Consider the following 20637-nt stretch of genomic DNA (forward strand, 5'->3'; position numbering starts at 1 on the left):
CGAGGTGCGGTCACGACGCGCAGGGCCTTGCGCACCGGTCCACGGCACCTCGCTAGCGGTGAAGGCATCCGGCGTCTCTTGCGAGCCTCGCACAGCGATTCACACGCTGGCGCGCAGGTCTGGGGCATCCAGGGAGCGCCCACCGCGTGTTCCTACTGGGCCGCCGACACGTCGATCAGCACCTTGCCCACCACGCCGCTCTCCACCAGAGCATGCGCATCCGCCGTGTGCTCGAGGTCGGTGCGGTGCAGTGGCAGCCCGGCCGGCTCCCCCACGGCGAGCGCACCATCGGCCAGGGCCGCGTTGATGTCCTCGGCAGCCGCGCGAATCTCGTCCATTCCCACCGTGTAGAGAAGCACGAACTGGTACCGCACATTGAGACTGAAGTGCCGGCGCACATCGAGGGTCATCTGGTCGCCGCCGTTGTTGGCGTAGACGGCAATCGACCCGCGGTTGCGGATGACGTCGAGGTCGAGCTCCGCGTTCTGGGCGGGCGCCACCTCCACTATCTGGTCGACGCCGTCCGGGGCGATCGCGCGGATCTGGGCGACGATGTCCTGGTCGGTGTAGGTGAGCACGTGCTGCGCGCCGGCGGCCGTGGCGAGCGCCGCCTTCTCCGGTGAGCTCACGGTTGTGATCACGGATGCCCCGGCCCACCGGGCCAGCTGAATCGCAGCGTGCCCGACCGCGCCGGCACCGCCGGCCACGAGCACCGTCTTGCCGGCCAGCGCCCCGGGGTGCAGCCGCCGCGGGCCGTCTTCGGCCACGGTCAGCGCGCGGTGCGCCGTGATCGCCGGCACCCCCATGCTCGCGCCCTGGTCGAAGCTCGCGTTGTCCGGCAGCGGGAAGACCCGCTCCGCGGGCAGCACCGCCAGCTCCTGGGCGGACCCGCTGCTCGCCCGCTGGTACGCGGCCAGCGCCAACCACACCCGGTCACCCACCGCCACGTGCTGCACCCCGTCGCCGACAGCGTCCACGACACCCGCACCATCCTGGTTGGGCACCACGTGGTCGAACGCCAGCTTCTCGCCCGGAGCCGAGCCTTGGCGCGACTTCCAGTCGGTGGGGTTCACCCCGCTCACCACGATGCGCACCCGCACCTCGCCGGCACCGGGTTCGGTCACCGGCCGATCCACGAGCTGAAGCACGGACGGGTCACCGGTCTGGCTGTACACAATGGTCTTCATGTCAGGGGTAACGCTGGCGGGGCCGGAATGTTTCCCTGAAACATCCGCGGGCGCCGCAGCGCTTGGTCGCTCGAGTGCGCACCTCGGCGAAGGCTCGAGCGTTTCCGTGGCGAGGTACCGCCCGCGCCGCCTTATGCGGGCAAGGCACCGCCTATCGACCCTGGCACAGGGAAACGGGTGGGGCAGCGTCCTCGTCGAGCGAGTCTTCCTTTCCGGTAACGAAGTCGGTCCCACCGTCGCCACGACCAATGATTCCGGGCATGGTTGACTCATGCGGCCCAGACGATCCATACCGAGTGCGAGGACTGGTATTCGGGTGCTGGTCGGGGCGGCGGTAGCGAGCTTTCTGCTCAGCGGATGCGGCGCAGGACCCGGCAGTGGCGTACTCCCGAGGGATATCGCGAAGATCGTCGACGGCTACGACTGTCTAGCTCCGAACCTGAACTACTGGGCCTTCCCGCCCGACTCGACCATCGCCCCTGACCCGGAGCATCCGTACGCGCCGAAAGCCGGATGGAAACCGGAGGGCTTCGCCCCCACCACGGCTGTGCGGTGCGATGTGGTCGCCGACATAGACGAGCCACAAAGGTTCAGCATCACCGCCGTGACGTTCGGAGGCGATCTCACAGAGCTTCTCGCCGCCCTTGCCGAGCCTGACGATGGCGACGACTCGACCGCCGCGTGCACAGCCGACTGGGAATTCGTGCCCCCGCTCTGGCTCGTGGACGAGGCCGGGCAGGCTATCCACGCGCGCTATCCGGTGGATGTGTGCGGCAAGACCAAGCCCGGGGTGCGCGACGCTCTCGCCGCGCTCCCGGTGCTGGACAGCACGATGATGAAACTAAAGGAAGTGCAGCCTCTCACCACGCCCGACGGCGAAACGCTCGTTCCCGCCCTCCCCTGAGCCGGCACAGAGCTGCATTCAGCCAGGTAAGCCGAGGCCACGACCACCACAGCCACCCCTCACGCCCGCCCAGCGCGCGTAACTCGTGCAATTTGCAATTGCCGCAGCCGGCGGATGCCCGTGATTCCGGGCATCCGCCGGCCATCGTTGTGCATAGTGCAGGAGCAACGCACTCGGCGCACCCGATAGATGATCTGCGCGCTGGCCGTGAGCTAGCGCAGGATGCCGTGCTGGCGGGCCGTGGACACGGCGGCCGTGCGGGAGGTCACGTTCAGTTTTGAAAAGATGTGCGCGAGGTGAGATTTGACGGTTGTCTCGGTCACGAAGAGTTGGCGAGCGACCTCCGTGTTGGACCGACCAGCGGCCACGGCTTCGAGGACTTCCATTTCTCGAGCACTCAGGCTCACCTGGGGCGCGCGCATCCTGCTCAGCAGTCGTGAGGCGATCACCGGCGCCAGAGCGCTTTCACCGGCCGCGGCCGCGCGAACGGCCGCGATGAGTTCGTGCGGTGGTGCGTCCTTCAACAGGTAGCCGCTGGCTCCCGCTTCGACTGCGCCGAGAATATCGGCGTCGGAATCGTAGTTGGTCAGCACGAGAACATACGGGGGTGCCGGCAGCTCTCGAATCCGTCTGGTCGCGTCGGCACCGGTGCTGTTCGCGGTGGAGCCGAATTGCAAATCCATCAGCACAACGTCGGGGTTTTCGCGCTCCGCTGCCGTGACGGCTTCGTCGGGCGTGGCGGCCTCGGCGACGACGGTGACGCCGTCTTCAGAGCTGAAGAGCGCCCGCAGGCCCGCCCGAACGATGGGGTGGTCGTCGGCGATCACGAGGCGGATCATGCGCTGTCCTTCAGGGTCAGGTCCACGGTGACGACGCTCCCGCGGCCGGGGGCCGAATCGACGGTGAGAACCCCTCCGAGTTGATCCACCCGTTCTCGGGTGGCTTGAAGCCCGAAGGAGTCGGTTCGCCTTCCGGGTTGATCGGATGAGGAGTCGCTGGGGTCGAAGCCCCGACCGTCATCGGCGATAGTGAAACGCACCTCATCGTTCTCAACGGCCAGGGTGATGGTGGCGCTTGTGGCCTGGGCGTGCTGGATGACATTCGCGATGGCGCCCTGGGCGATCCGCAGGAGCGCCGTCTGGAGGTACATCGGCAGCGTAAGCGCGTCGGAGATTCTCACGGTGACGGCCAGGCCCTGTGGCACCCACTGGGTGTCGGCCAGTCGACGTAGAGTGCCGCCGAGCCCGGCCTCATCGAGGTTGGGCGGGGTGAGTTCGCTGATGAAGCGGCGCGTATCGGCGAGGTTGGAGGCGGCGGTTTCGCGGGCGAGGCGGATGTGTTCCACTCCGGGGCGCTCCGGGTCGGCCCGTTCCGCCGCGTGAAGCAGCATCTGGATACTGGAGAGCCCCTGTGCGACGGTGTCGTGAATCTCGCGCGCGAGGCGCGCGCGTTCGGCCAATACTCCGGATTCGTGATCGATCAAGGCAAGCCGATCGCGGGTAGCGAGCAGTTCGCTCATCAGCCGCTCCCGCTCCGCGGCTTCCCGGGCCAGTGCTTGGTAGCCCAGCCCAATCATCACCGCAACCGCCGCGCCGACGAGGGGGCCGATCACCCCGCCGACGCTCCAGCCGCCCTCCACACCCAGGGCGACGATCGCCACACCGGTGGTGATCAGAACCATGAGCGTGCCAAACCCGCGCCCGAGGATATGCAGGTAGAGGAAGAACAGCACGAAGACCAGGTAGGCGGCAAGGGAGCTCAGCGAGAGTAGAACCAGCCACTCCACGCTCACCAGTGTGAGCCACAGAAAGCCAGGAAGCCGCCCCCGTGTGCGCGCGGCGCGCACGAACAGGCCGCCGGCTGCGTACGTAACCAGAAGAATCAGCGACACCACGACGACGGCAACGCTGTTCGACGACGGAACCAGAAGTGCCCGCCCGACGACCAGTCCCACGAGGGTGATGAAGAGGCCGTGCAATCCCGTGCGCAGGCCCACGAAGATCGGAGTGAGCGCAGTGTGAGCCATGGCAACCAACAGTACGCTCCGGGCATCTCGTCCTCATCGTTCGAAAGTACGACTGGGGTCTCCATCTTTTCGCCGCGAAACGCTGTGCTGGTGACGGATGACCCGAACGGCGAACGACGTGAAAGTTGATTGTGTCGCCAGTTCGGCGGCACGAAAGGAACACGCCATGTTCGTCGCCCTCCGCGACCTGCGCTTCGCCCGCGGTCGATTCATCCTCATCGGCTCCGTCGTCGCCCTCATCACCGTTCTCGTCGGATTCCTCAGCGGTCTCACCGGAGGCCTCGCTGCGCAGAATATTTCGGCCGTGCTCTCCATCCCCGGCGACCGGCTGGTGTTCTCCGCGCCGTCCAGCGGCAGCACCGCCGTGAGTTTCTCCGACTCCACGGTCACCGAAAAACAAGCCAAGGCCTGGGAAGCCACCAGCGACGTGAGCGGCGTGCAGCCGATCGGGATCAGCCAGACACGAGCCGACAACGGGGATATCCGAGTGGCGATCGCCGCCTTCGGTGTGCAGCCGGGCTTCGACAGTTCCTCTCCGACCACGAACGGTTCGCTCGGCCTCTCCACTGCCGCCGCGACAGACCTGGGCGTCTCAACCGGTGACACCGTCACCATCGCCGGCACCGCCTATGAGGTCGAATCCATCGCCGGAGACTGGTGGTACAGCCACACTCCGGTCGTCAAAATGACCCTGCACGACTGGCAGGCCTACTCCGCAGCCACCGGAAACCCCGACGTCTATGCCACCGTGCTCGCGGTCTCGGGCAGCCCGGACTGGGAAAACGCATCCAGCGACACCGGCACCGTGGCGGAGAGCACCCTCGGTTCTCTCACCGCGCTCAGCGCCTTCAAGTCCGAGATCGGCTCGCTCCTGATGATCGTGGCCATGCTGTTTGGTATTTCCGCCCTAGTGATCGGCGCCTTCTTCACGGTGTGGACCATGCAACGCTCGGGAGACATCGCGGTGCTGAAGGCTCTGGGCGCGAGCACCCGTTCGCTCGTGTATGACGCCCTGGGGCAGGCACTGATCGTGCTCGTGCTCGGGATCGGACTCGGCATCGGCCTGGTGGCCATCCTCGGTGCTCTGGCCGGCAACGCCCTACCGTTCATGCTCAACCCGCTCACCACACTCCTGCCGGGGGCCATCATGATCGTCCTCGGACTCGCGGGAGCCGCCTTCGCTCTTCGCTCCGTCACCTCCGCCGACCCACTCACCGCCCTCGGGAGCAACCGATGATCCGCCTGAACAACATCACCCTCACCTTCGAAGACGGCGACACCCGCGTCACCGCCGTCGACCACGTCTCCCTCACCGCCCGCCCGGGCACGGTGACCGGCATCACCGGGCCCAGCGGTTCGGGCAAGTCCAGCCTCCTCGCCGTCGCCGCGACCCTGATCGGTCCGGACTCCGGCCAGGTACATATCGACGACGTCGACGCCACGCGGCTGAGTGCCGCGGACGCGAGCGACTTCCGCCGCGACAAGATCGGGATCGTTTTTCAGCAGCCCAACCTGATTCCCTCGCTCACCGCACTCGAACAGCTCGAAGTGATGAACGAACTCGGCGCCCGTCACGGCCGCCGTCAGCGAGCCAGAACAGCCATCCGCGCGGCCGAGTTGCTCGACGCGGTCGGCCTCACCGATCACGGCAACAAACGACCACATCAGCTCTCCGGCGGTCAACGTCAGCGCGTCAACATCGCCCGTGCCTTGATGAACAACCCCAGCGTGCTCCTCGTCGACGAACCCACCAGCGCTCTCGACCAGGAACGCGGCGCGAGCATCATCGACCTCATCCTTCACCTCACCGACCAACTCGATACCTCCACACTGCTCGTCACCCACGACCTCGTGCACCTGCCGCGGATGCATGCGGTCGTGAAGATGGTCGACGGGCGCCTGGTCGACCAGGTCCTGGCCGCCGTCTGACCAGCGCGCACGTTTGTGTCCGTGGCCGAGGCGCCGGGCAGGCGATCTCAGCAGAGGGCCCTCATCGAACGCCACCATGGTCGCTGCACGGCAGGTGAACCCCGATCAGGGTGAGAGCCACGCGACTCCGGGCAGCGGCAGTGCGTCGGTCAGCCCGTGTTGGGCTCCGGGTCTCGCGAGCGTCCGGCTAGCCCTCCACGGCGTCAAACCGTTCCCGCGCCCGCTGAACCTCGGGCATGTTTTCGGTGGTCCACCGCAGCAGCGCATCCACCAGTTCGTTGAGGGTGTTGCCCACCGGGGCGATCCGGTACTCCACCGCTACCGGGCGGCTTTGCAGCACCACTCGCTCAATCATGCCGTTGCGCTCGAGCCGGCGCAGACACGCGGTGAGCGACTTCTGCCCGATCGCCGGGACCGCGCGGCGCAGCTCGTTGAACCGCAGGTTCGTGCCGCAGAGCACGTCGAGCACCTGCAGCGACCACTTGTCGAGCACCTGGTCGAGCAGTTCGCGGTGGGGCGCATCCACCTGGAGGAGTGCGGATGCGACCGGAGAGGTGTCTTTCATGACACCTAGTCTCGTTGAAGTTCCCTTCGTGCACTAGGTAGACAGGAGATACCACCTACCGACTTCAACGAAAGCAGCCCCATGAGCGTCGAAACCTTCTCCCCCGCGAACCTGTTCCAGCCCGCGCCGTACCACCACGTCGCCATCGGTACCGGCACCCGACACGTGCACGTCGCCGGGCAGATCTCCCGCGACGGCGACGCCGCCCACATCGCCACCGGCGACCTCACCGGCCAGGTCGCCCAGGTGCTGCGCAACACCGCCCTCGGCCTCGCCGGTGCCGGCGCCACCTTCGCGGATGTCGTGCGGTTGCGCTTCTTCCTCACCGACGCGTCGGCCCCGGGTCGGGGCGAGGCTTTCATGGCCGGCATCGAGCTCGTCGCCGCGGAACTGAACTTGCCGCAGCCGCTGCCGCCGGTGTCGGTCATCGGCATCGACTACCTCTTCGAACCCGACGTGCTCGTCGAGCTCGAGGCCTACGCCGTGCTCGAGTAGTCCGACCGACGACAACAGCCCTCAACGGATGCCGTGATCGCGTCCCGCCGAACGTCCGCGCCCGCGTGGGCCACCTTTCGGCGGGGCTCCGCCGCGGTCCGCGGGCATGGCGCCGTTTCGCGGGTGGCAGCGCACGCCGCCCGGTTGTGGCACCAGAAGTGTTGACCACTCAGTTCCCCGCTAGCACGCCGGCCGTGAGCCCCACGTCTGCCACGATCACCATCAGTTCGTTGCCGTTCCTCAGCTACGCGATGGCACACTGCCGAATCCCTGTCGTCGATGAGATCGTCATCCAGAATCTCGCCGGCGAAACCCGCGGAGCCTCCCTCGAGGTTGACGTGGTGAGCGCCGACGGGTCACTCGGCGGGCCGAAGGTGCTCCTGGTCGACCTCGGTGACCAGCAGACCACGATCCTGCGCACCGTTGATCTTGTGCTTGACCCAGCTCGCATGCTCGGCGTGGATGAACAGCGGCCCGGTCTCATCCGCGCCACGTTGCGCAATAGCGTCGGAGCGCTTCTCGCGGAGACAACGGTCAACGTGGAGATTCTCGCTTTCAACCAGTGGGTGGCGAATCCCCTCAACCTCGGTCTGGAGCTGCTCGCTGCACACGTGCAACCGAATGCTGCCGCTATCGCACCGCTTCTGACCGAGGCCTCCGACCTGCTCAAGGAGCGCACGGGCAACTCCTCGCTCTCCGGCTACCAGACTGAGAGCGCTGAACGCGTCGACGAGACTGCGGCCGCGATCTACGACGCGATGCGAGCCCGCGACATCCGCTATGCGGAGCCGCCCGCTAGCTGGGGCTCCCGGGGCCAGAAGGTGCGCACCCCCGCCGAGGTGCTCGAGGGACGCCTCGGCACCTGCCTCGACACGACAGTCACCCTTGCAGCCGCACTGGAGCAGGCCGGGATCAACTCGACGCTGTGGACCCTGAACGACCACATCTTCATCGGCTACTGGCGCATCGACTCGTCACTGGGCGCGCCAGCGCTCACCGACGTGGCCGACATCGTGAACCTGGTCGACCTCGGCGAGATCGGGCTGGTCGAAACGACCTGCATTGCGGGAGGCGACGAGTCGGCACCGTTCGCGGAGGCGCAACGCCTCCCCCATATCAAGCACCTCGCGGCCGGCCTGGAGAAGTTCCTCGGTGTCACAGACATCCGCCAGGCCCGCGAGTCCCACATCTTTCCGCTGCCGAGCCGCTCGATCGGCGTCGATGGTGAAACAGTCGTCACCGTCTACCAGCCTGGCGCCGGGCCGACCATCGCGCCCTATTACGCGTCAGCAGCGGCCGACACCACGCCCGGAGGCACACCGGTTCCCGCCCGGGTGGCCCAATGGAAGAACGCCCTGCTCGACCTGAGTCTGCGCAACAAGCTGATCAACTACACCGACCGCTCCGGGTACCCGCTCGCCGTTCCGGCACCGGCAGTGGGGCGGATGGAAGACGCGATCAATGCCGGCACCCCGATCACTCTGGTGCCCTCCGACGCCGTGCCCACCATCGACCGTGCCCGCGGCGTGCGCTATGGGCGCGATCTGTCCGAAACCGCCCGGGAGCTGATGCTCGCCGACAAGAAGAGCGCCTTCATTGACATCACTGAAGCCGCGTACACGACCAAACTGCGCTACCTCGCCAACAAGGCGAAAACCATCGTGGAGGAGACCGGCGCGAACAACCTGTACCTGGCGTTCGGGATGTTGCACTGGACATTCAACGACCGCGAGCTCCGCTCGCCTCTCGTGCTCGTTCCCGTCACGATGGTGACCGCGAGCCGCGGCACCTCCTACCGGCTGACCGTTGATGAATCTGGTGCCTCGACCCCGAACTACTGCCTGCTCGAAAAGCTGCGACTGAGCTTCAACCTCGACATTCCGGGGCTGTCAGACCCGACCCAAGACTCCTCGGGTATCGATCTGCCCGCGGCATTCACGGCCGTGCGCGAGGCCATCGCCAAAGCCGGGCTTCCGTTTCGGGTCGAGGAGTCGGTGGATCTGTCGATTCTGCAGTTCGCCAAGTTCCGGCTTTGGAAGGACTTGGACGAGAACTGGGAGGTCCTGTCCCTGAACAGCCTCGTCTCCCACCTGATCAACTCTCCCCTGGAGGCCTACTTCGATCCCGTGCTGTCAGCGCCGAGCGTAGATCTGGATGAGCTGGGCGGGTGCGTGCCGGTGCCGGCCGACTCTTCGCAGCTGGAGGCGGTCGCCGAGGCCGTGGGCGGGCGCACCTTCGTGCTCGAGGGCCCTCCGGGCACGGGCAAGTCGCAGACGATCACAAACCTGCTCGCCCGCTCACTCGCAGCCGGCAAACGGGTGCTGTTCGTCGCAGAGAAGCGTGCCGCCCTCGATGTGGTGAAGAAACGCTTGGAAAGCGTCGGACTTGGTGATTTCTCCCTGGACCTGCACGACAAGGGCGCCCGACCGGCTGCCGCACGCGCGCAGATCAAGGCGGCACTCGACCTGCGAGTGCGGGCCGATGAAGCTGCGCTGCAGACCAACCTCGAGGCTGCCCAGTCGAGCCGGCGCAGTCTCGCCCGGTACGCCGACCGCCTGCACGAAACCAACGCTGCCGGGCTCTCCCTCTACAGCGCCCGCACGCACGAACTCACCGCGGATCAGGGCATCACCGCGCTGGCGATTCCGGCTGCGCTTGTCGCCGGAAGCACACCGGAGATCTTCGCGACCCTGCGCGACGTGCTCCGCCGGCTTCCCGAATTCTCCGATCTGGCCCGCCCCAGCGCTGTGCACCCGTGGGCGTTCCTCGACGAACGGCCCGGCACAACGCTAGATCCGGTCGCGATTCATACTGCTGCGCGCGAGTTCGACGCCGCACTGGTCGGCGCACAGGAGGCCGGGTTCAGCCTGCAGGCGCTGAGCCGGTTGGCGACTGCAGACGCGGTCGCCGGATGGCGGATCTGGCCCGTGCACCGCGGCAACCGGTGCCCGTGATCGACGCGCTACACAGCGACGAGTGGCAGGCCTACCTGACCGCGCTGGAGGGCCACCTCGCCTCGATCATCGCATCGACACCAGAATGGCTGACGAGCGTGAAGCCCACCGGGCTCGCGCGGGACATCCCGGCCATCCATGCGGCGGCGCTCGCGGCCGATCAGGGTGGCTTCTTCGGTCGCAAAAAGAAGCGTCGGGCCGTGCTGGCGCAGCTCGGTGATGATCTCATCGTCGACCCGGCCAGTGTGCCGCTCAAGACGCTCTCCACGCTCACCGCTGCGATTGCCGCCTCCCATGCCGAGGCACACAGTATCCGTGAAGCCGCGCTCAAACTCCCGCTCCCCCTCGTCTCACCACTGTGGAATCCGTTCATCGCCGAGCAGGCGGAGAGCCTCTCAGTCACCCTCACCTGGTTCGGTTGGCTCGGCGACACACTGAACCCTGCGGGCAGCCCGCACATCAACGATCTGCGGGAGTACTACACGTCGACCGCGACCGGCGCGGGCGCCGAGCATCTCGCACGCCTGGCCACCGCGTGGAACCAGCTCACCACGGCAGCGGCGCTCCAGCCCGACGTCGTTCAGCGTTGGGCGAGCGCCGACGGCTTCATCGCAGCCTGGTGGGCGACCCGTGCCCCACGCAACCTCGACACCAGCCAGCCCGTCGTCTTGGAGCGATGGCTCAATCTCGTGCGCCATATCGAACCGCTGCGCCGCCACGGCCTGGACGCCGCACGAACCGCCATTCTGGCCGGGAACATTCCAGCCGACGATGCAGCCCTCGCCTTTGACAAAGGTGTGGCCATCGCGTCGATTTCCGAACGCGAAGACGCGACCGCGCTCAACGACTTCGATATCGCCGCGCACAATAAGACCATCGGCCGGTTCACCACGAGCACACAGGCGGTGCGCGCCGAACTCCCCCGCGGAATACCGGCCGAGGTGCTGGCGCTGCGCCGGTTCGACACGAATTTGGCCTCCGGCCAGGTTGGCGGCCTTCGCCGGCAGCTCGACCGTCAGCGCGGCGGGATGAGCGTGCGGGCGCTCCTGGAGAACTATGGCTCGCTTATCACCCAGGTCATGCCCTGCACGCTCATGAGCCCCGAGTCCGTGGCCCGGTTCTTCCCGGCGCAATCTGACCTGTTCGACATCGTCGTGTTCGACGAAGCGTCACAGATTCGAGTTCCGGATGCGATCGGTGCGATGGGACGTGCCGCATCCGTTGTGGTGGTGGGCGACAGCAAGCAGATGCCACCGACCAGCTTTGCTGAAGCGGGCAGCAGCATCGACGAGGAATCGGAGTCCGCCCCCGACGTCGTGGTCGACGAGGAGTCGATTCTGACCGAGTGCGTGCAGGCGCGTGTGCCGAGCAAGTGGCTGTCATGGCACTACCGCAGCCAGGACGAGTCGTTGATCGCGTTCAGCAACCACAACTACTACGAGAGCCGGTTGTCGTCCTTCCCCGCCCCGTTACAGGGGGCATCACATACCTCCGCAGACGGTCACGGCGTCTCTTTGGTTCGCATCGACGGCCAGTTCGAGCGGTCGGGCCGCGGCAAGACTCTCCGAACGAACCTGGCTGAGGCCACGGCCATTGTCGAGGACATTCAACGTCGTTTCTGGGCTTCTCCGCACGAGTCACCGTCGGTGGGCGTCATCACGTTCAACGTTCAGCAGCGCAACCTGATCGAGAACATGCTCCGAGACTGCGACGACCACCGCATCGCGCTCGCACTCGATGAGCCGGACGGCCTGTTCGTGAAGAACCTGGAGAACGTGCAGGGGGACGAGCGGGACAGCATCTTGTTCTCCATCGCGTTCAGTGCCAACGCGAGCGGCGTAGTACCCCTTAACTTTGGGCCGCTGTCTCGCGCGGGCGGTGAACGCAGGCTCAACGTGGCCATCACTCGTGCCCGTCGACAGGTCGTGCTCTATGCCAGCTTCGACCCGAGCGTGCTACGCGCGCAGGACACGAGTTCGGTCGGGATTAAGCACCTGAAGGCCTATCTCGAGATGGCCGACAGCGACACCGACGTGATGACAGACGACGTTCGACGCCAGTCGATCGTCGACCATCATCGTGATGACATTGCTGCCGAGCTGCGAACCCTCGGTTTCCCTGTCCGCACGGACGTCGGGCTTTCAGATTTCCGGGTCGATATCAGCATCGCGGATCCCGCGGCACCGGAGCGACCCCTCGTCGCCGTGCTCCTTGACGGCCCGAGCTGGCGAGCACGTCAGACCGTTTCGGACCGGGATGGTCTGCCTATCGACGTGCTCCAGGGGATCATGCGCTGGCCGGGCATCGAACGCGTGTGGTTGCCGGAATGGCTGCACGACCGCGACGCCACATTGGCTCGGCTGGGTGCGGCTGTGGCTGCGGCAGCGGAGAAGGCACAGAAACCGGCCGAGGGCGATCTGATGGCGTCCCGATCTGGTCAGGTGGCTGCCACAGTTTCGTCGGCGTCCCTGGTCGTCAGCGCGTCAGCCAGTTCCCCTGCAGCATTGTTGGATGAGCGCAGTCCGGCCCTCAGCATCCGGTCAGCACCGACTGCCGTGAGCGCGCCGAGCCGAGAAAACCCACTCATCCACCAATTCCGCGCATGGGCCCCTGGCTACCTCGGCTCGGTGAGTGTGCTTGACGACCTGCCGAGGCAGAACGCGGCGGGCAAAGTGCAGTCCGCGATTCGTTCCGCGGTAGCCGCGGAGGGTCCCATTCACAGCGCCCGCCTCGCAAAACTCGTCGCCGGCGCATTTGGTCTTGACCGAGTGAACCAGACACGCGCCGCAGCTATCCTGCGGTGGGTGCCGTCGGAACTGCGGACGAGTGCCGGGGAACCGTTCCTATGGCCAGCGAACGTCGACCCGGCGGACTGGCATATTGTTCGCCGGGCGCCCTTAGGCGATTCGCGTCAGCTCGACCATGTGTCGCTGATCGAGATTGCGAACGCGATGAGAATCGTGGCGGAGGCTGCCGCCGGTATGGAGGAGACCGAGCTGAAGAGGGAGGCATTGTACCTGTTCGGCAGCCGTCGTTTGACGGACGGAATCAGCGCACGGCTCGACCAGGCGCTTGCCGTTGGGATCGAGACCGGGCGTCTCGAGCGCACGAGCTCAGGAATGCTGGTGAACGGCTTGTGATCTGGACCCTCGCAGGACTCAAAGCTTACGGTTTCGACGGATTCGTGCCGTTCACCGACCTGCCACAGGCTTCCGTGCCCGCCCGCCCGGGCGTCTACGTGGTGATTCGTGCGTCGTCATCGCCGCCCGTGTTCAACGCTGTGAGCCCTGCCGGCTGGTTCAAGGGCAAGGACCCGTCCGTTCTCGTCGAACGTCTGCAGGCAGCGTGGGTACCAGATTCGAACGTGCTCTATATCGGGAAAGCGAGCGCGGGCGCGACAGGTCAACGTGGCCTGCGTAAGCGGCTCGACGAATTTCGTCGCCACGGAGCGGGAGAGCGAGTGGGCCACTGGGGCGGCCGATACCTCTGGCAGCTCGAGGACAGCGACCGCCTGCTCGTCGTCTGGAAGAAGACTCCGGATTCTGAGGCCGAGAACCTGGAATCTGCACTGATTGGTGACTTCGTGGCGCACTACGGCGTTCGACCGTTTGCCAACCGCAAGGCTGGGCGATCGATCGATAACAGCGCCGAGGAAAACGGCCAGGTGCTACCGTAAGCATCCCTCTCCAGACCCTTCGGAGGCCGGGAGGCACTGCAGTCCTTGTTTCCTTGTGCCAGGTTATGAATCAATGAGTCCGGCGCGGACCGAGGCGTCACGCCCCGGCGAGCTGCGCAGAAGGCAGTTGTGCAAGAAACCATGCCAACACGACAGCGAGGCGCCGACGTTCTTCAATCCCGCCCAGTAGCTCAAGCGAGAAAGAAGGGCGCAAGCTCAGGCGATTAGGGTCGATGTCGATGCCACGAATTTCGGAGAGAAGACCCCGGAACTCTTCCCGGAGCAACAGGGAGTCGAACGGTGCTCGACGAGAGAGGTGCTGGAAAACGACCTCCACGGATCCCGATGGATAGATTACGAGAGGCCAGATCGTCATACCCGGCTGGGCGCTGGGGGCGATCAGAAAACAAGACACCTCATCGTTCGTCCCGTATTCGAGCGTCCCTCCCATGCGCCTCCACTCATTCATCAGTTCCATGGTTCCATGCACAGTGGTTGGCGTCTGCCGGCTCGAAAGCTGTTCGACGAAAGGCAGCTCTGAGCCGTACTGCTCCTCGGTTTCATCCTCCACGGCACCCTCCCCGATGAGCTGAGCCAGATCCACAGCGTGGAGACGCCGAGATTCATCAGCTCTCCCGCGCACATCGAAGGGGACACCTTCCGCTTCCAGCACGTCTTGTGGCAATCGTTCATCTGAGGGGTCGTACCAGCGGAAGCCCGGAGAGATCGTTCCAGCTGACTGGAGCACCCGCCACGCGTTCGGTATCCGAACCGCAGCCACATGCTGTCCCATCGGGACCGCGTGAGTACCGATCAGGGCGGCCAGGTCGCCGTACGTCGTCCAGTTGCCCGCAGGGATGGCCATTATCGCCTTGTGCGCGGTGGACCATTGAACGCCTGAGTCGACAGCTTTGTCCGGAGTAAGTGGGGCCATCCAGATCGATATTGCGATGTCGGCGAGCCGTTTACCTCGGGCTGCTATCTCGTCACGCCCCCAATCGGCGCTTTGTGCCAGCTGGTTGGTCAATCGAATACCGCTCTTGGCGAATTCAATCCGTTTATTGACGAAGTCTCCGTTACTGAGCTCCGAGTTGTAGGCCGTGAGAGTGAGATTTCCCAATGTGTGAAGGATGCTCTCGTGCAATTCTTCGACGGACTCTCCGGCGCGAATATCTGCTTCAAGCTGACGGCGCCATGCGGGGGTGAGCGTCTGAGGCAACACGTGCTCGATAGTCGCTTTGTCGAAGTTCACTCCCTCCTTCGAGCCGAAACTCTCGTCCAGCCACTGGAGGATGAGCTTCTGCTGATTCTTTCTTCCGCGGAGATAGAAGGGCTCGTTGAGTATTGCGGCACGAACGCGGTCGTCTGTCCCGAAGTACTTGCGCCCCGATGAGAGGTATTGAAGGACCGCAACGTCCACCGGCAGGTCCGCACGCAACTCGCTGCTTGTTGCCAAGAGAACACGGTTGATGCCGGCGCCAGGTCCACCCACGATCACCCGGCGGACGAGGAAGGACTCGATCGCCGACATCGCCCGGGCGATCTGCTCAGACGTCGCTGTGCCCTTCTGCCGAAGACTGAGCAGTCGCAGCAGAAGTGGGTCTACCGTTGTAGTTCCCCAAGCACGAAGTCGAAGTAGTCGTTTTCGAACCTGTTCGTCCAGTTCGCCCTCTCGCTCAGGATCGTCTGCAGCGACTTCGGGGTTTCGCATGTTGGCAAGCAGCTCGGATAAACCCGCATATCGCTTGATCTCGGCGATGATTGCGTCGTTATCCAACTTTTCGAGGCGCGCGTGCTGAAAAGTGTAGATATCGCTCTGTTTGAGCGTCGGGTACTCGGCAACGGCATCCAACCAGAACAACTGCTCCAGATCGGCGGGCGAGAGTCGCCGCTGGAGCGGTAGCCACCACGTGGTGTACATCTCATGTCCGCGGGTTCCCAGGCGCATGAAGAGATAGTTCCGCAGCAGGTCGCCCTGGGTGAGACGCATTCCGGTGTTGTTGAGCGACTCGAAAATTCGGTACACATTGTCCGAGTCTTTGGCGGTGATGGAGACGAAGGCCAACCCATCGAGTACGGCGTCCTGAATTCGTTGAATGTCATTCGGGTCATCCGGGTCGTCGGTCAATTCAAGCTGGCGGCGGAAGTACCCGTAGGCCGTTCCAACTCCGGTCTTGGAGTCGGCACCGGATGCTCTTTCAACGATTGATCGGTAGGGGTCGCGGTCAGCCTGAGTAGGAAGAAGTTTTAGACGATCATCGCCCTGCTTGTATCGATCCGCGATGTACTGCTCGTGGATTTGGTCACTCAACATCGGCTGACCTGGATTGTGGTCGCGCACATAGTCGCGCAAGGCACACAAGAAGATTGAGATGGTGGTGAGACGTTGCTGACCGTCGACGACCAAGAACTCCAGTCCATTCGGCCCAACCTGGCCTAGAGCAAGCACCAGAGAACCCATGAAGTGCGAAGCGCTAGGATCGGTCCGCCGATCCTCCGACAGCTTGACGATGTCTTCCCACAAGCGGTCCAGCTGCTTCGACTGCCACGAGTACGGGCGCTGGTAAAGCGGGACCTGGTACTGCTTCGCTCCTTCAAGGATTTGCCGGATGTGAGTCTCTTGAACGTCCACTACTACCCCTTGCTGTGGTGCCTACCTCTTCGGAGAATATCGCAACAGGCGTCGACAACATCAGTCTGGTCTTGAGCTGCTTCATCCAAATCGTCGTACTCGCATTCAACTCATGAGGTGAGTCGTCATCGGCGACAGAGCCGACGGGAGTCAGGCGCGCTCGAGCAGAGAGCTCAGTCCTGCTTCGCTCACGACCGGGATGCCATAGTCGCGGGCTTTCCGCGCCTTGCCCGAAAGGGAGTCCGGGTCCGCGGCGACGACCAGCCGGGACTTCTTCGTCACTCCGGCGCCCGGCACGAATCCCCGGTGGGTGAGCTCGGCATGCCAGTCGGCGCGGGGACGCTGCATTTCGCCCGTCAAGACGACGATGTCCCCCACCGTCAGCATGAAGCGTGCCAGGGCGTCTTCCGCGACAGCTACCACGGTGACCGGCTGGGGTGGCTGCATCGCCGTGGCGACGGCCGAGGCGGGAAGTCCCAGGAGCTGCGCGACCGTGATCAGGTCGGCGATTTCTCCTTCGGTCAACACAGCGTCGGCCCAGGCGAGGGCCACGAGGTCGGCGAAATAGCGCTCATGCAGAGCCACGCAGGTGCTGCGGTTGATGCCGAGATCTTCAGCGAGCTGCACGAGCGCCCGCGCCTCGTGAGATGAGAGTTCTCTGTCAAGCAGGCACAGGTCGAGGAGCGCAAGGTAGTCCAGTTGCTCCTTCGGGCCAGCGAACTCGGGCATTTTCAGTGTGATGCGGTCCAGCCAGGAGGTGGGGGCGATGGGGCCGGCCGGCACGATGTCGTCGCGGGACACCCACACCGCGGGGTCGCCCTGGAACGGTGGCCATGGGGATGCTGCCGCTGCGTCCAAATGCAATGCCCAGAACGGCGCATCCGGGTCGTCAGCAATGTACGCACCCAACAGGTGCGCGGTGGCGGTGGCATCAGCGAGAGCGCGGTGGGCGTCGACAAGAGGAATGTCGTACGCCGCGCAACAGTCGGACAGCTTTCTGCCGGAGCCCGGGAGGAATTCGCGGGCGAGCTGCATAGTGCACAGCCCAAGGGGTTCCAGGTCGCCGCCGTACGCGAGCCGATTCAGTTCTGCCAACAGGAAGCCCGTGTCGAAGCGAGCGTTGTGCGCCACCAGCACGCGTCCGGAGAGAAGCTCGATCAGTTGCGGCGCGACGTGAGCAAAATCCGGTGCCTGCATGATGTCGGCGGCGCGTATGCGGTGAATGTCCTGCCTGCCCAGATCTCGACTCGGATTGATCAGCGTGTCCCAGCTGCCAGTGATGCGACCATGTGGATCCACGTGGACCACTGCCACCTCGATGACCCGGTGGCTCGACTTAGCGAAGAGGCCGGTGGTTTCGAAGTCGATGACTGCGTAGCCCCTGGCCATCGAATCAAGGCTGTGCGACATAGCACGTCCGTTTCCCCGTGCGCCTGAGGCATCGGGATGATGGCGGCGTCGGCTCAGCTTTCCAGGGTGTTGGCGCTCTGTCCACTCCCCAGTGGTGGTGGGTGCGACGGGCTGCTCTCCTTGCGCCGTGCGGTCGATTACTCGTCCCAGATGCACACACGCGCAAATCGTCCGGTCACTTCCCGGCGCCTGCCCCGGTTGGGGGTTGGTGCCAAGCCACTCGCTCCTGAAGGATGAAAGAGCGCGGGTGCGCCGCCTAGGGGGATTTTCGTTGACAGATCTACGCAGCCGTGTGCCCGCTCAAGGCCTGATGGCCATGGTGCTCAACTCCCAGACCAGCGACGATGTGGCGCCGTCGCCACGGCCGGGCATGATTCGCCTCAACGAAGAAGCTCGGCCTTGGTACACGGGTGCGATCGGTGAACGCCGGGTGGGGAAATTACTGGCTGAACTCGGGCCCGACTGGACAGTGCTGCACTCCGTGCCGGTCGGCAGCGGTACGAGCGATATCGATCATGTCGTGATCGGCCAGCCGGGCGTATTCACGATCAATACAAAACACCACCCGGGCAAGTCAGTCTGGATCGGTGGAAAGGGCATGCTGGTCGGTGGCCACAAGGTGCCGTACATCCGCAACGCCGTCCATGAAGCCGCTCGCGCGGCTACCCTGCTCTCGGCCGCGAGTGGGATGACCGTGCCGGTGACTTCGATTATTACGCTAGTGGATGTGTCGAACGTGGTCACGAAGAGCCCACCGGATGGCGGTGTCGTCGAATTACACATCGTCACAGAGCGCCAACTTCTCCAAACCCTCACGACTCGCCCTGTCTTGAGTATCGAGCAGGTGCAGCGAATCGTGGACGTGGCCGCTTTGCCCGCAACTTGGCGCAAGAAGCCTCAGCCGTATCAGGATGGAGTCGCGATCAACACCGCATTCGAAGCGCTGCATGACGGTGTCGCCGTGATGGATGCGCACATCCGCCGCCGCGCCTACTGGTTTGGTCTTGCCAAGCGGCTGGTGCCAGTGTTGGTGCCGTTTCTTGCGGCGACGATTATCTATTGGTCGTTCGGCCGCTGAGTGCCTGGCGGCAAACGCGCCGTGATCATCGGGCATCCAGATTCTCGAGCGCAGCCTGCAGAGTGGAGGTAACGTCGACGCAGCCGGGCAGCGCCTCGAGACCCGCGAGGGACAGCGTGAGTCGCTGTCCGCCGACCCACGCGGAAACGCTAGCTTTCTCGCGCACGGCATTGGCTGGCACTTCGTATCCGGCCAGAATTTCGTAGGTCTCAGCCGCGAAGACGACGAAGATTGCGGCGTCAAAGCCCCACGATCGGAAGACGGAGAACTGGACGGGCTTGGAAAGTGCGCTGGCAGCGACGACTCTGGACTTCACCTGCAGCAGGCGACCGTCATCAGCGGTCACGTCCCAGCTCTTCTCACTGGTTTGTGCGAGGGCGCCCGCATAGGCACGAGCGGTGAGGGTTTCGGCAAGGTCGCCGGCTGGGGCGTTCAGAGTACGGATGAAGCCCCGGTCGCGGAGCTCTCGAAGGATGCCGGCGTACTGCCGGAGGAGTTCGTGGGTGGTGAAGTCAGAGGGGTTGAGATCGTTCGCTGCCATCGACCAACTATCTTCAGGTGGGTTAGGGTGCGTCCATCATTCTGAGTGCGCGCAGACGTCCGCAGCCTGTTGAAAAGCGGCGACTTGATGCGCCAATCGTTCGGCACGCACGGCGGGATCTTTGTGCCACAGCGCCTGGCGCCCAGGGTGATATGTGTCGATCACGGTGAGGCCCCGTTCCCCCACCAGCTTCGGTGCTCGCCGCGTGACCCTGCGCCAAGAATCCCGGGCAGGACCGGAATGATGGCGGTGAACGCATCCGTCGCTTCTCCCCCGTACTCGCTCGGCCTGGCGAGGCGTCGGGCTAGATCGACGAGTTCGATGGCGGTACTCGGCCAGCCGTTGGTGAGCACCAGCGGCAGCGCGCCGGGGGTCTCGGCGTCGAAGCGGAGGTAGCTCAGCGGGGTGCCTGCGACCTTGGCGCGGTGCCAGGGCAGTGCATTGATGCTGCTTTGCTGCGCAGCCCAGTCGAAGCCGTCGGCCCAGTACTCGACCAGCCGGCGTAGTTCCGCTTGGTCGGTGCCGGCGGTCCAGCCGGTGACCGGCCACGCGGGTGCCCAGCGGGTGCGGCGGAGTCGGTCGCGCAGGTCATCGACGTCGGTCTGGGGCACGTCGAGCGGGGGTGCAGAGGTCACGAGGTCAGTCTGGTGTATCTCGTCCGGTGGCTGCGGGATGCTCCCGGTCGCAATGACGGGGGTATTCATGACACGGTGAGAGGCCTCCGGTCAGCCGGCGACCTGAGCAAACTTAGCGATCGCAGCCGGCGACACCGGGGTGAAGAGGTTCACCAGGGTGCCGTCCGGGTCGCGCACCAGCTGGGAGCGATTGCCCCACGGCAGGTCCCGCGGTTCGCCGAGCAGTTCGATGCCGCGGGCAGCGAGCGCGGCGCTCAGGGCATCCACATCGGCCACCAGAAACTCGACGAGGGCCGAGTGGTTGTCGGCCGGGCGGGCGGAACCGGGGCCGAAGATGGCGACGGTGCGGGTGCTGCCGATGGCCAGGGTGCCGTTCGGGGTGCGCAGCTCCGCGAAGTCGGCGTTGGGTCGATCGGCCGTGATGCCGGTGATCGTTTCGTAGAACGTGACGAGACGGTCCACGTCAGCGGTGATCAGACGGAGGGAGACGAGGTTCATGAGGGCTGCTCTTTCGGGTCGAGGCGCGCGGGGCATCCGCACTTCTCACCATGCTTTCGGGCCCGAGCGACAGCCCTCTGTCGGTGTTTCCAGATCCACTTCTCGGA

Annotated in this window: 17 protein-coding genes; 8 read left to right on the forward strand and 9 right to left on the reverse strand. The window is 65.0% G+C overall.

What is annotated here, in order from left to right; all coding sequences use genetic code 11:
• Nucleotides 1-152: 152 nt before the first annotated feature.
• Complete coding sequence (locus KY500_RS10730) at nt 153-1187, reverse strand: NADPH:quinone reductase (protein ID WP_219900562.1); 1035 nt, start codon at nt 1185-1187, stop codon at nt 153-155.
• Between the two features lie 316 nt (nt 1188-1503).
• Between KY500_RS10730 and KY500_RS10735 the strand changes: the two genes are divergently transcribed.
• The gene (locus KY500_RS10735; RefSeq protein ID WP_219900563.1) at nt 1504-2091 is read left to right on the forward strand and encodes a hypothetical protein; all 588 of its coding nucleotides are present in this window, start codon (nt 1504-1506) and stop codon (nt 2089-2091) included.
• 212 nt (nt 2092-2303) lie between these two features.
• On the opposite strand, the gene KY500_RS10740 is transcribed toward KY500_RS10735, so the two are convergent.
• Complete coding sequence (locus tag KY500_RS10740; protein WP_219900564.1) at nt 2304-2930, reverse strand: response regulator transcription factor; 627 nt, start codon at nt 2928-2930, stop codon at nt 2304-2306.
• Entirely contained in the window at nt 2927-4117 is a 1191-nt protein-coding gene (locus tag KY500_RS10745) for a sensor histidine kinase (RefSeq protein WP_219900565.1), read from the reverse strand. The genes KY500_RS10740 and KY500_RS10745 overlap by 4 nt, the downstream gene beginning before the upstream one ends.
• A 166-nt stretch (nt 4118-4283) precedes the next feature.
• Here KY500_RS10745 and KY500_RS10750 point away from each other — a divergent pair, with 166 nt between their 5' ends.
• Both KY500_RS10750 and KY500_RS10755 read left to right on the forward strand, forming a co-directional pair.
• Nucleotides 4284-5354 (forward strand): ABC transporter permease, encoded by a 1071-nt coding sequence (locus KY500_RS10750; RefSeq protein ID WP_219900566.1) that lies wholly within the window; start codon nt 4284-4286, stop codon nt 5352-5354.
• Entirely contained in the window at nt 5351-6046 is a 696-nt protein-coding gene (locus KY500_RS10755) for an ABC transporter ATP-binding protein (protein WP_219900567.1), read from the forward strand. Before KY500_RS10750 ends, KY500_RS10755 begins: the two co-directional genes overlap by 4 nt.
• A gap of 187 nt (nt 6047-6233) precedes the next feature.
• On the opposite strand, the gene KY500_RS10760 is transcribed toward KY500_RS10755, so the two are convergent.
• Nucleotides 6234-6611 carry a helix-turn-helix domain-containing protein gene (locus KY500_RS10760; protein ID WP_219900568.1) on the reverse strand — a complete coding sequence of 126 codons (378 nt, stop codon included), beginning with the start codon at nt 6609-6611 and terminating at the stop codon, nt 6234-6236.
• Nucleotides 6612-6692: 81 nt separating this feature from the next.
• On the opposite strand from KY500_RS10760, the gene KY500_RS10765 reads away from it, so the two are divergent.
• The 4 genes from KY500_RS10765 to KY500_RS10780 all read left to right on the forward strand — a co-directional run bounded on the left by KY500_RS10765 (nt 6693) and on the right by KY500_RS10780 (nt 13736).
• The gene (locus KY500_RS10765; RefSeq protein ID WP_219900569.1) at nt 6693-7106 is read left to right on the forward strand and encodes a RidA family protein; all 414 of its coding nucleotides are present in this window, start codon (nt 6693-6695) and stop codon (nt 7104-7106) included.
• A gap of 194 nt (nt 7107-7300) precedes the next feature.
• On the forward strand, nt 7301-10060 hold the full coding sequence (locus tag KY500_RS10770; protein WP_219900570.1) for a DUF4011 domain-containing protein: 2760 nt from the start codon (nt 7301-7303) through the stop codon (nt 10058-10060).
• The gene (locus KY500_RS10775) at nt 10018-13200 is read left to right on the forward strand and encodes a DUF3320 domain-containing protein (protein ID WP_219900571.1); all 3183 of its coding nucleotides are present in this window, start codon (nt 10018-10020) and stop codon (nt 13198-13200) included. The genes KY500_RS10770 and KY500_RS10775 overlap by 43 nt, the downstream gene beginning before the upstream one ends.
• Entirely contained in the window at nt 13197-13736 is a 540-nt protein-coding gene (locus KY500_RS10780) for a GIY-YIG nuclease family protein (protein ID WP_219900572.1), read from the forward strand. The genes KY500_RS10775 and KY500_RS10780 overlap by 4 nt, the downstream gene beginning before the upstream one ends.
• A gap of 97 nt (nt 13737-13833) precedes the next feature.
• On the opposite strand, the gene KY500_RS10785 is transcribed toward KY500_RS10780, so the two are convergent.
• Nucleotides 13834-16368, reverse strand: coding sequence for a DUF262 domain-containing protein (locus KY500_RS10785; RefSeq protein ID WP_219900573.1), 2535 nt, complete (start codon nt 16366-16368; stop codon nt 13834-13836).
• 150 nt (nt 16369-16518) lie between these two features.
• Complete coding sequence (locus KY500_RS10790) at nt 16519-17778, reverse strand: exonuclease domain-containing protein (protein ID WP_255579184.1); 1260 nt, start codon at nt 17776-17778, stop codon at nt 16519-16521.
• A gap of 310 nt (nt 17779-18088) precedes the next feature.
• Between KY500_RS10790 and KY500_RS10795 the strand changes: the two genes are divergently transcribed.
• Nucleotides 18089-18856: a nuclease-related domain-containing protein gene (locus tag KY500_RS10795; RefSeq protein WP_219900574.1), complete on the forward strand. Its 768-nt coding sequence runs from the start codon at nt 18089-18091 to the stop codon at nt 18854-18856.
• Nucleotides 18857-18881: 25 nt separating this feature from the next.
• Here KY500_RS10795 and KY500_RS10800 read toward each other — a convergent pair whose 3' ends face one another.
• From KY500_RS10800 to KY500_RS10810, 3 genes are all read right to left on the reverse strand, one after another.
• A complete protein-coding gene (locus KY500_RS10800) occupies nt 18882-19397 on the reverse strand; it encodes a hypothetical protein (protein WP_219900575.1) in 516 nt (171 codons plus the stop codon).
• 161 nt (nt 19398-19558) lie between these two features.
• Nucleotides 19559-20032 (reverse strand): epoxide hydrolase N-terminal domain-containing protein, encoded by a 474-nt coding sequence (locus KY500_RS10805; RefSeq protein ID WP_219900576.1) that lies wholly within the window; start codon nt 20030-20032, stop codon nt 19559-19561.
• Nucleotides 20033-20122: 90 nt separating this feature from the next.
• Nucleotides 20123-20530, reverse strand: a complete 408-nt coding sequence (locus KY500_RS10810) for a VOC family protein (protein WP_219900577.1) — start codon at nt 20528-20530, stop codon at nt 20123-20125.
• Nucleotides 20531-20637: the final 107 nt, after the last annotated feature.

It is taken from the genome of Cryobacterium sp. PAMC25264, assembly GCF_019443325.1.
GTDB lineage: Bacteria > Actinomycetota > Actinomycetes > Actinomycetales > Microbacteriaceae > Cryobacterium.

Coding starts and splice junctions, on each gene's coding strand:
- KY500_RS10730 (WP_219900562.1), bottom strand. CDS start 1,187: ATGAAGACCATTGTGTACAGCCAGACCGGTGACCCGTCCGTGCTTCAG.
- KY500_RS10740 (WP_219900564.1), bottom strand. CDS start 2,930: ATGATCCGCCTCGTGATCGCCGACGACCACCCCATCGTTCGGGCGGGC.
- KY500_RS10745 (WP_219900565.1), bottom strand. CDS start 4,117: ATGGCTCACACTGCGCTCACTCCGATCTTCGTGGGCCTGCGCACGGGA.
- KY500_RS10750 (WP_219900566.1), top strand. CDS start 4,284: ATGTTCGTCGCCCTCCGCGACCTGCGCTTCGCCCGCGGTCGATTCATC.
- KY500_RS10755 (WP_219900567.1), top strand. CDS start 5,351: ATGATCCGCCTGAACAACATCACCCTCACCTTCGAAGACGGCGACACC.
- KY500_RS10760 (WP_219900568.1), bottom strand. CDS start 6,611: ATGAAAGACACCTCTCCGGTCGCATCCGCACTCCTCCAGGTGGATGCG.
- KY500_RS10765 (WP_219900569.1), top strand. CDS start 6,693: ATGAGCGTCGAAACCTTCTCCCCCGCGAACCTGTTCCAGCCCGCGCCG.
- KY500_RS10775 (WP_219900571.1), top strand. CDS start 10,018: ATGGCGGATCTGGCCCGTGCACCGCGGCAACCGGTGCCCGTGATCGAC.
- KY500_RS10790 (WP_255579184.1), bottom strand. CDS start 17,778: ATGTCGCACAGCCTTGATTCGATGGCCAGGGGCTACGCAGTCATCGAC.
- KY500_RS10795 (WP_219900574.1), top strand. CDS start 18,089: ATGGCCATGGTGCTCAACTCCCAGACCAGCGACGATGTGGCGCCGTCG.
- KY500_RS10800 (WP_219900575.1), bottom strand. CDS start 19,397: ATGGCAGCGAACGATCTCAACCCCTCTGACTTCACCACCCACGAACTC.
- KY500_RS10810 (WP_219900577.1), bottom strand. CDS start 20,530: ATGAACCTCGTCTCCCTCCGTCTGATCACCGCTGACGTGGACCGTCTC.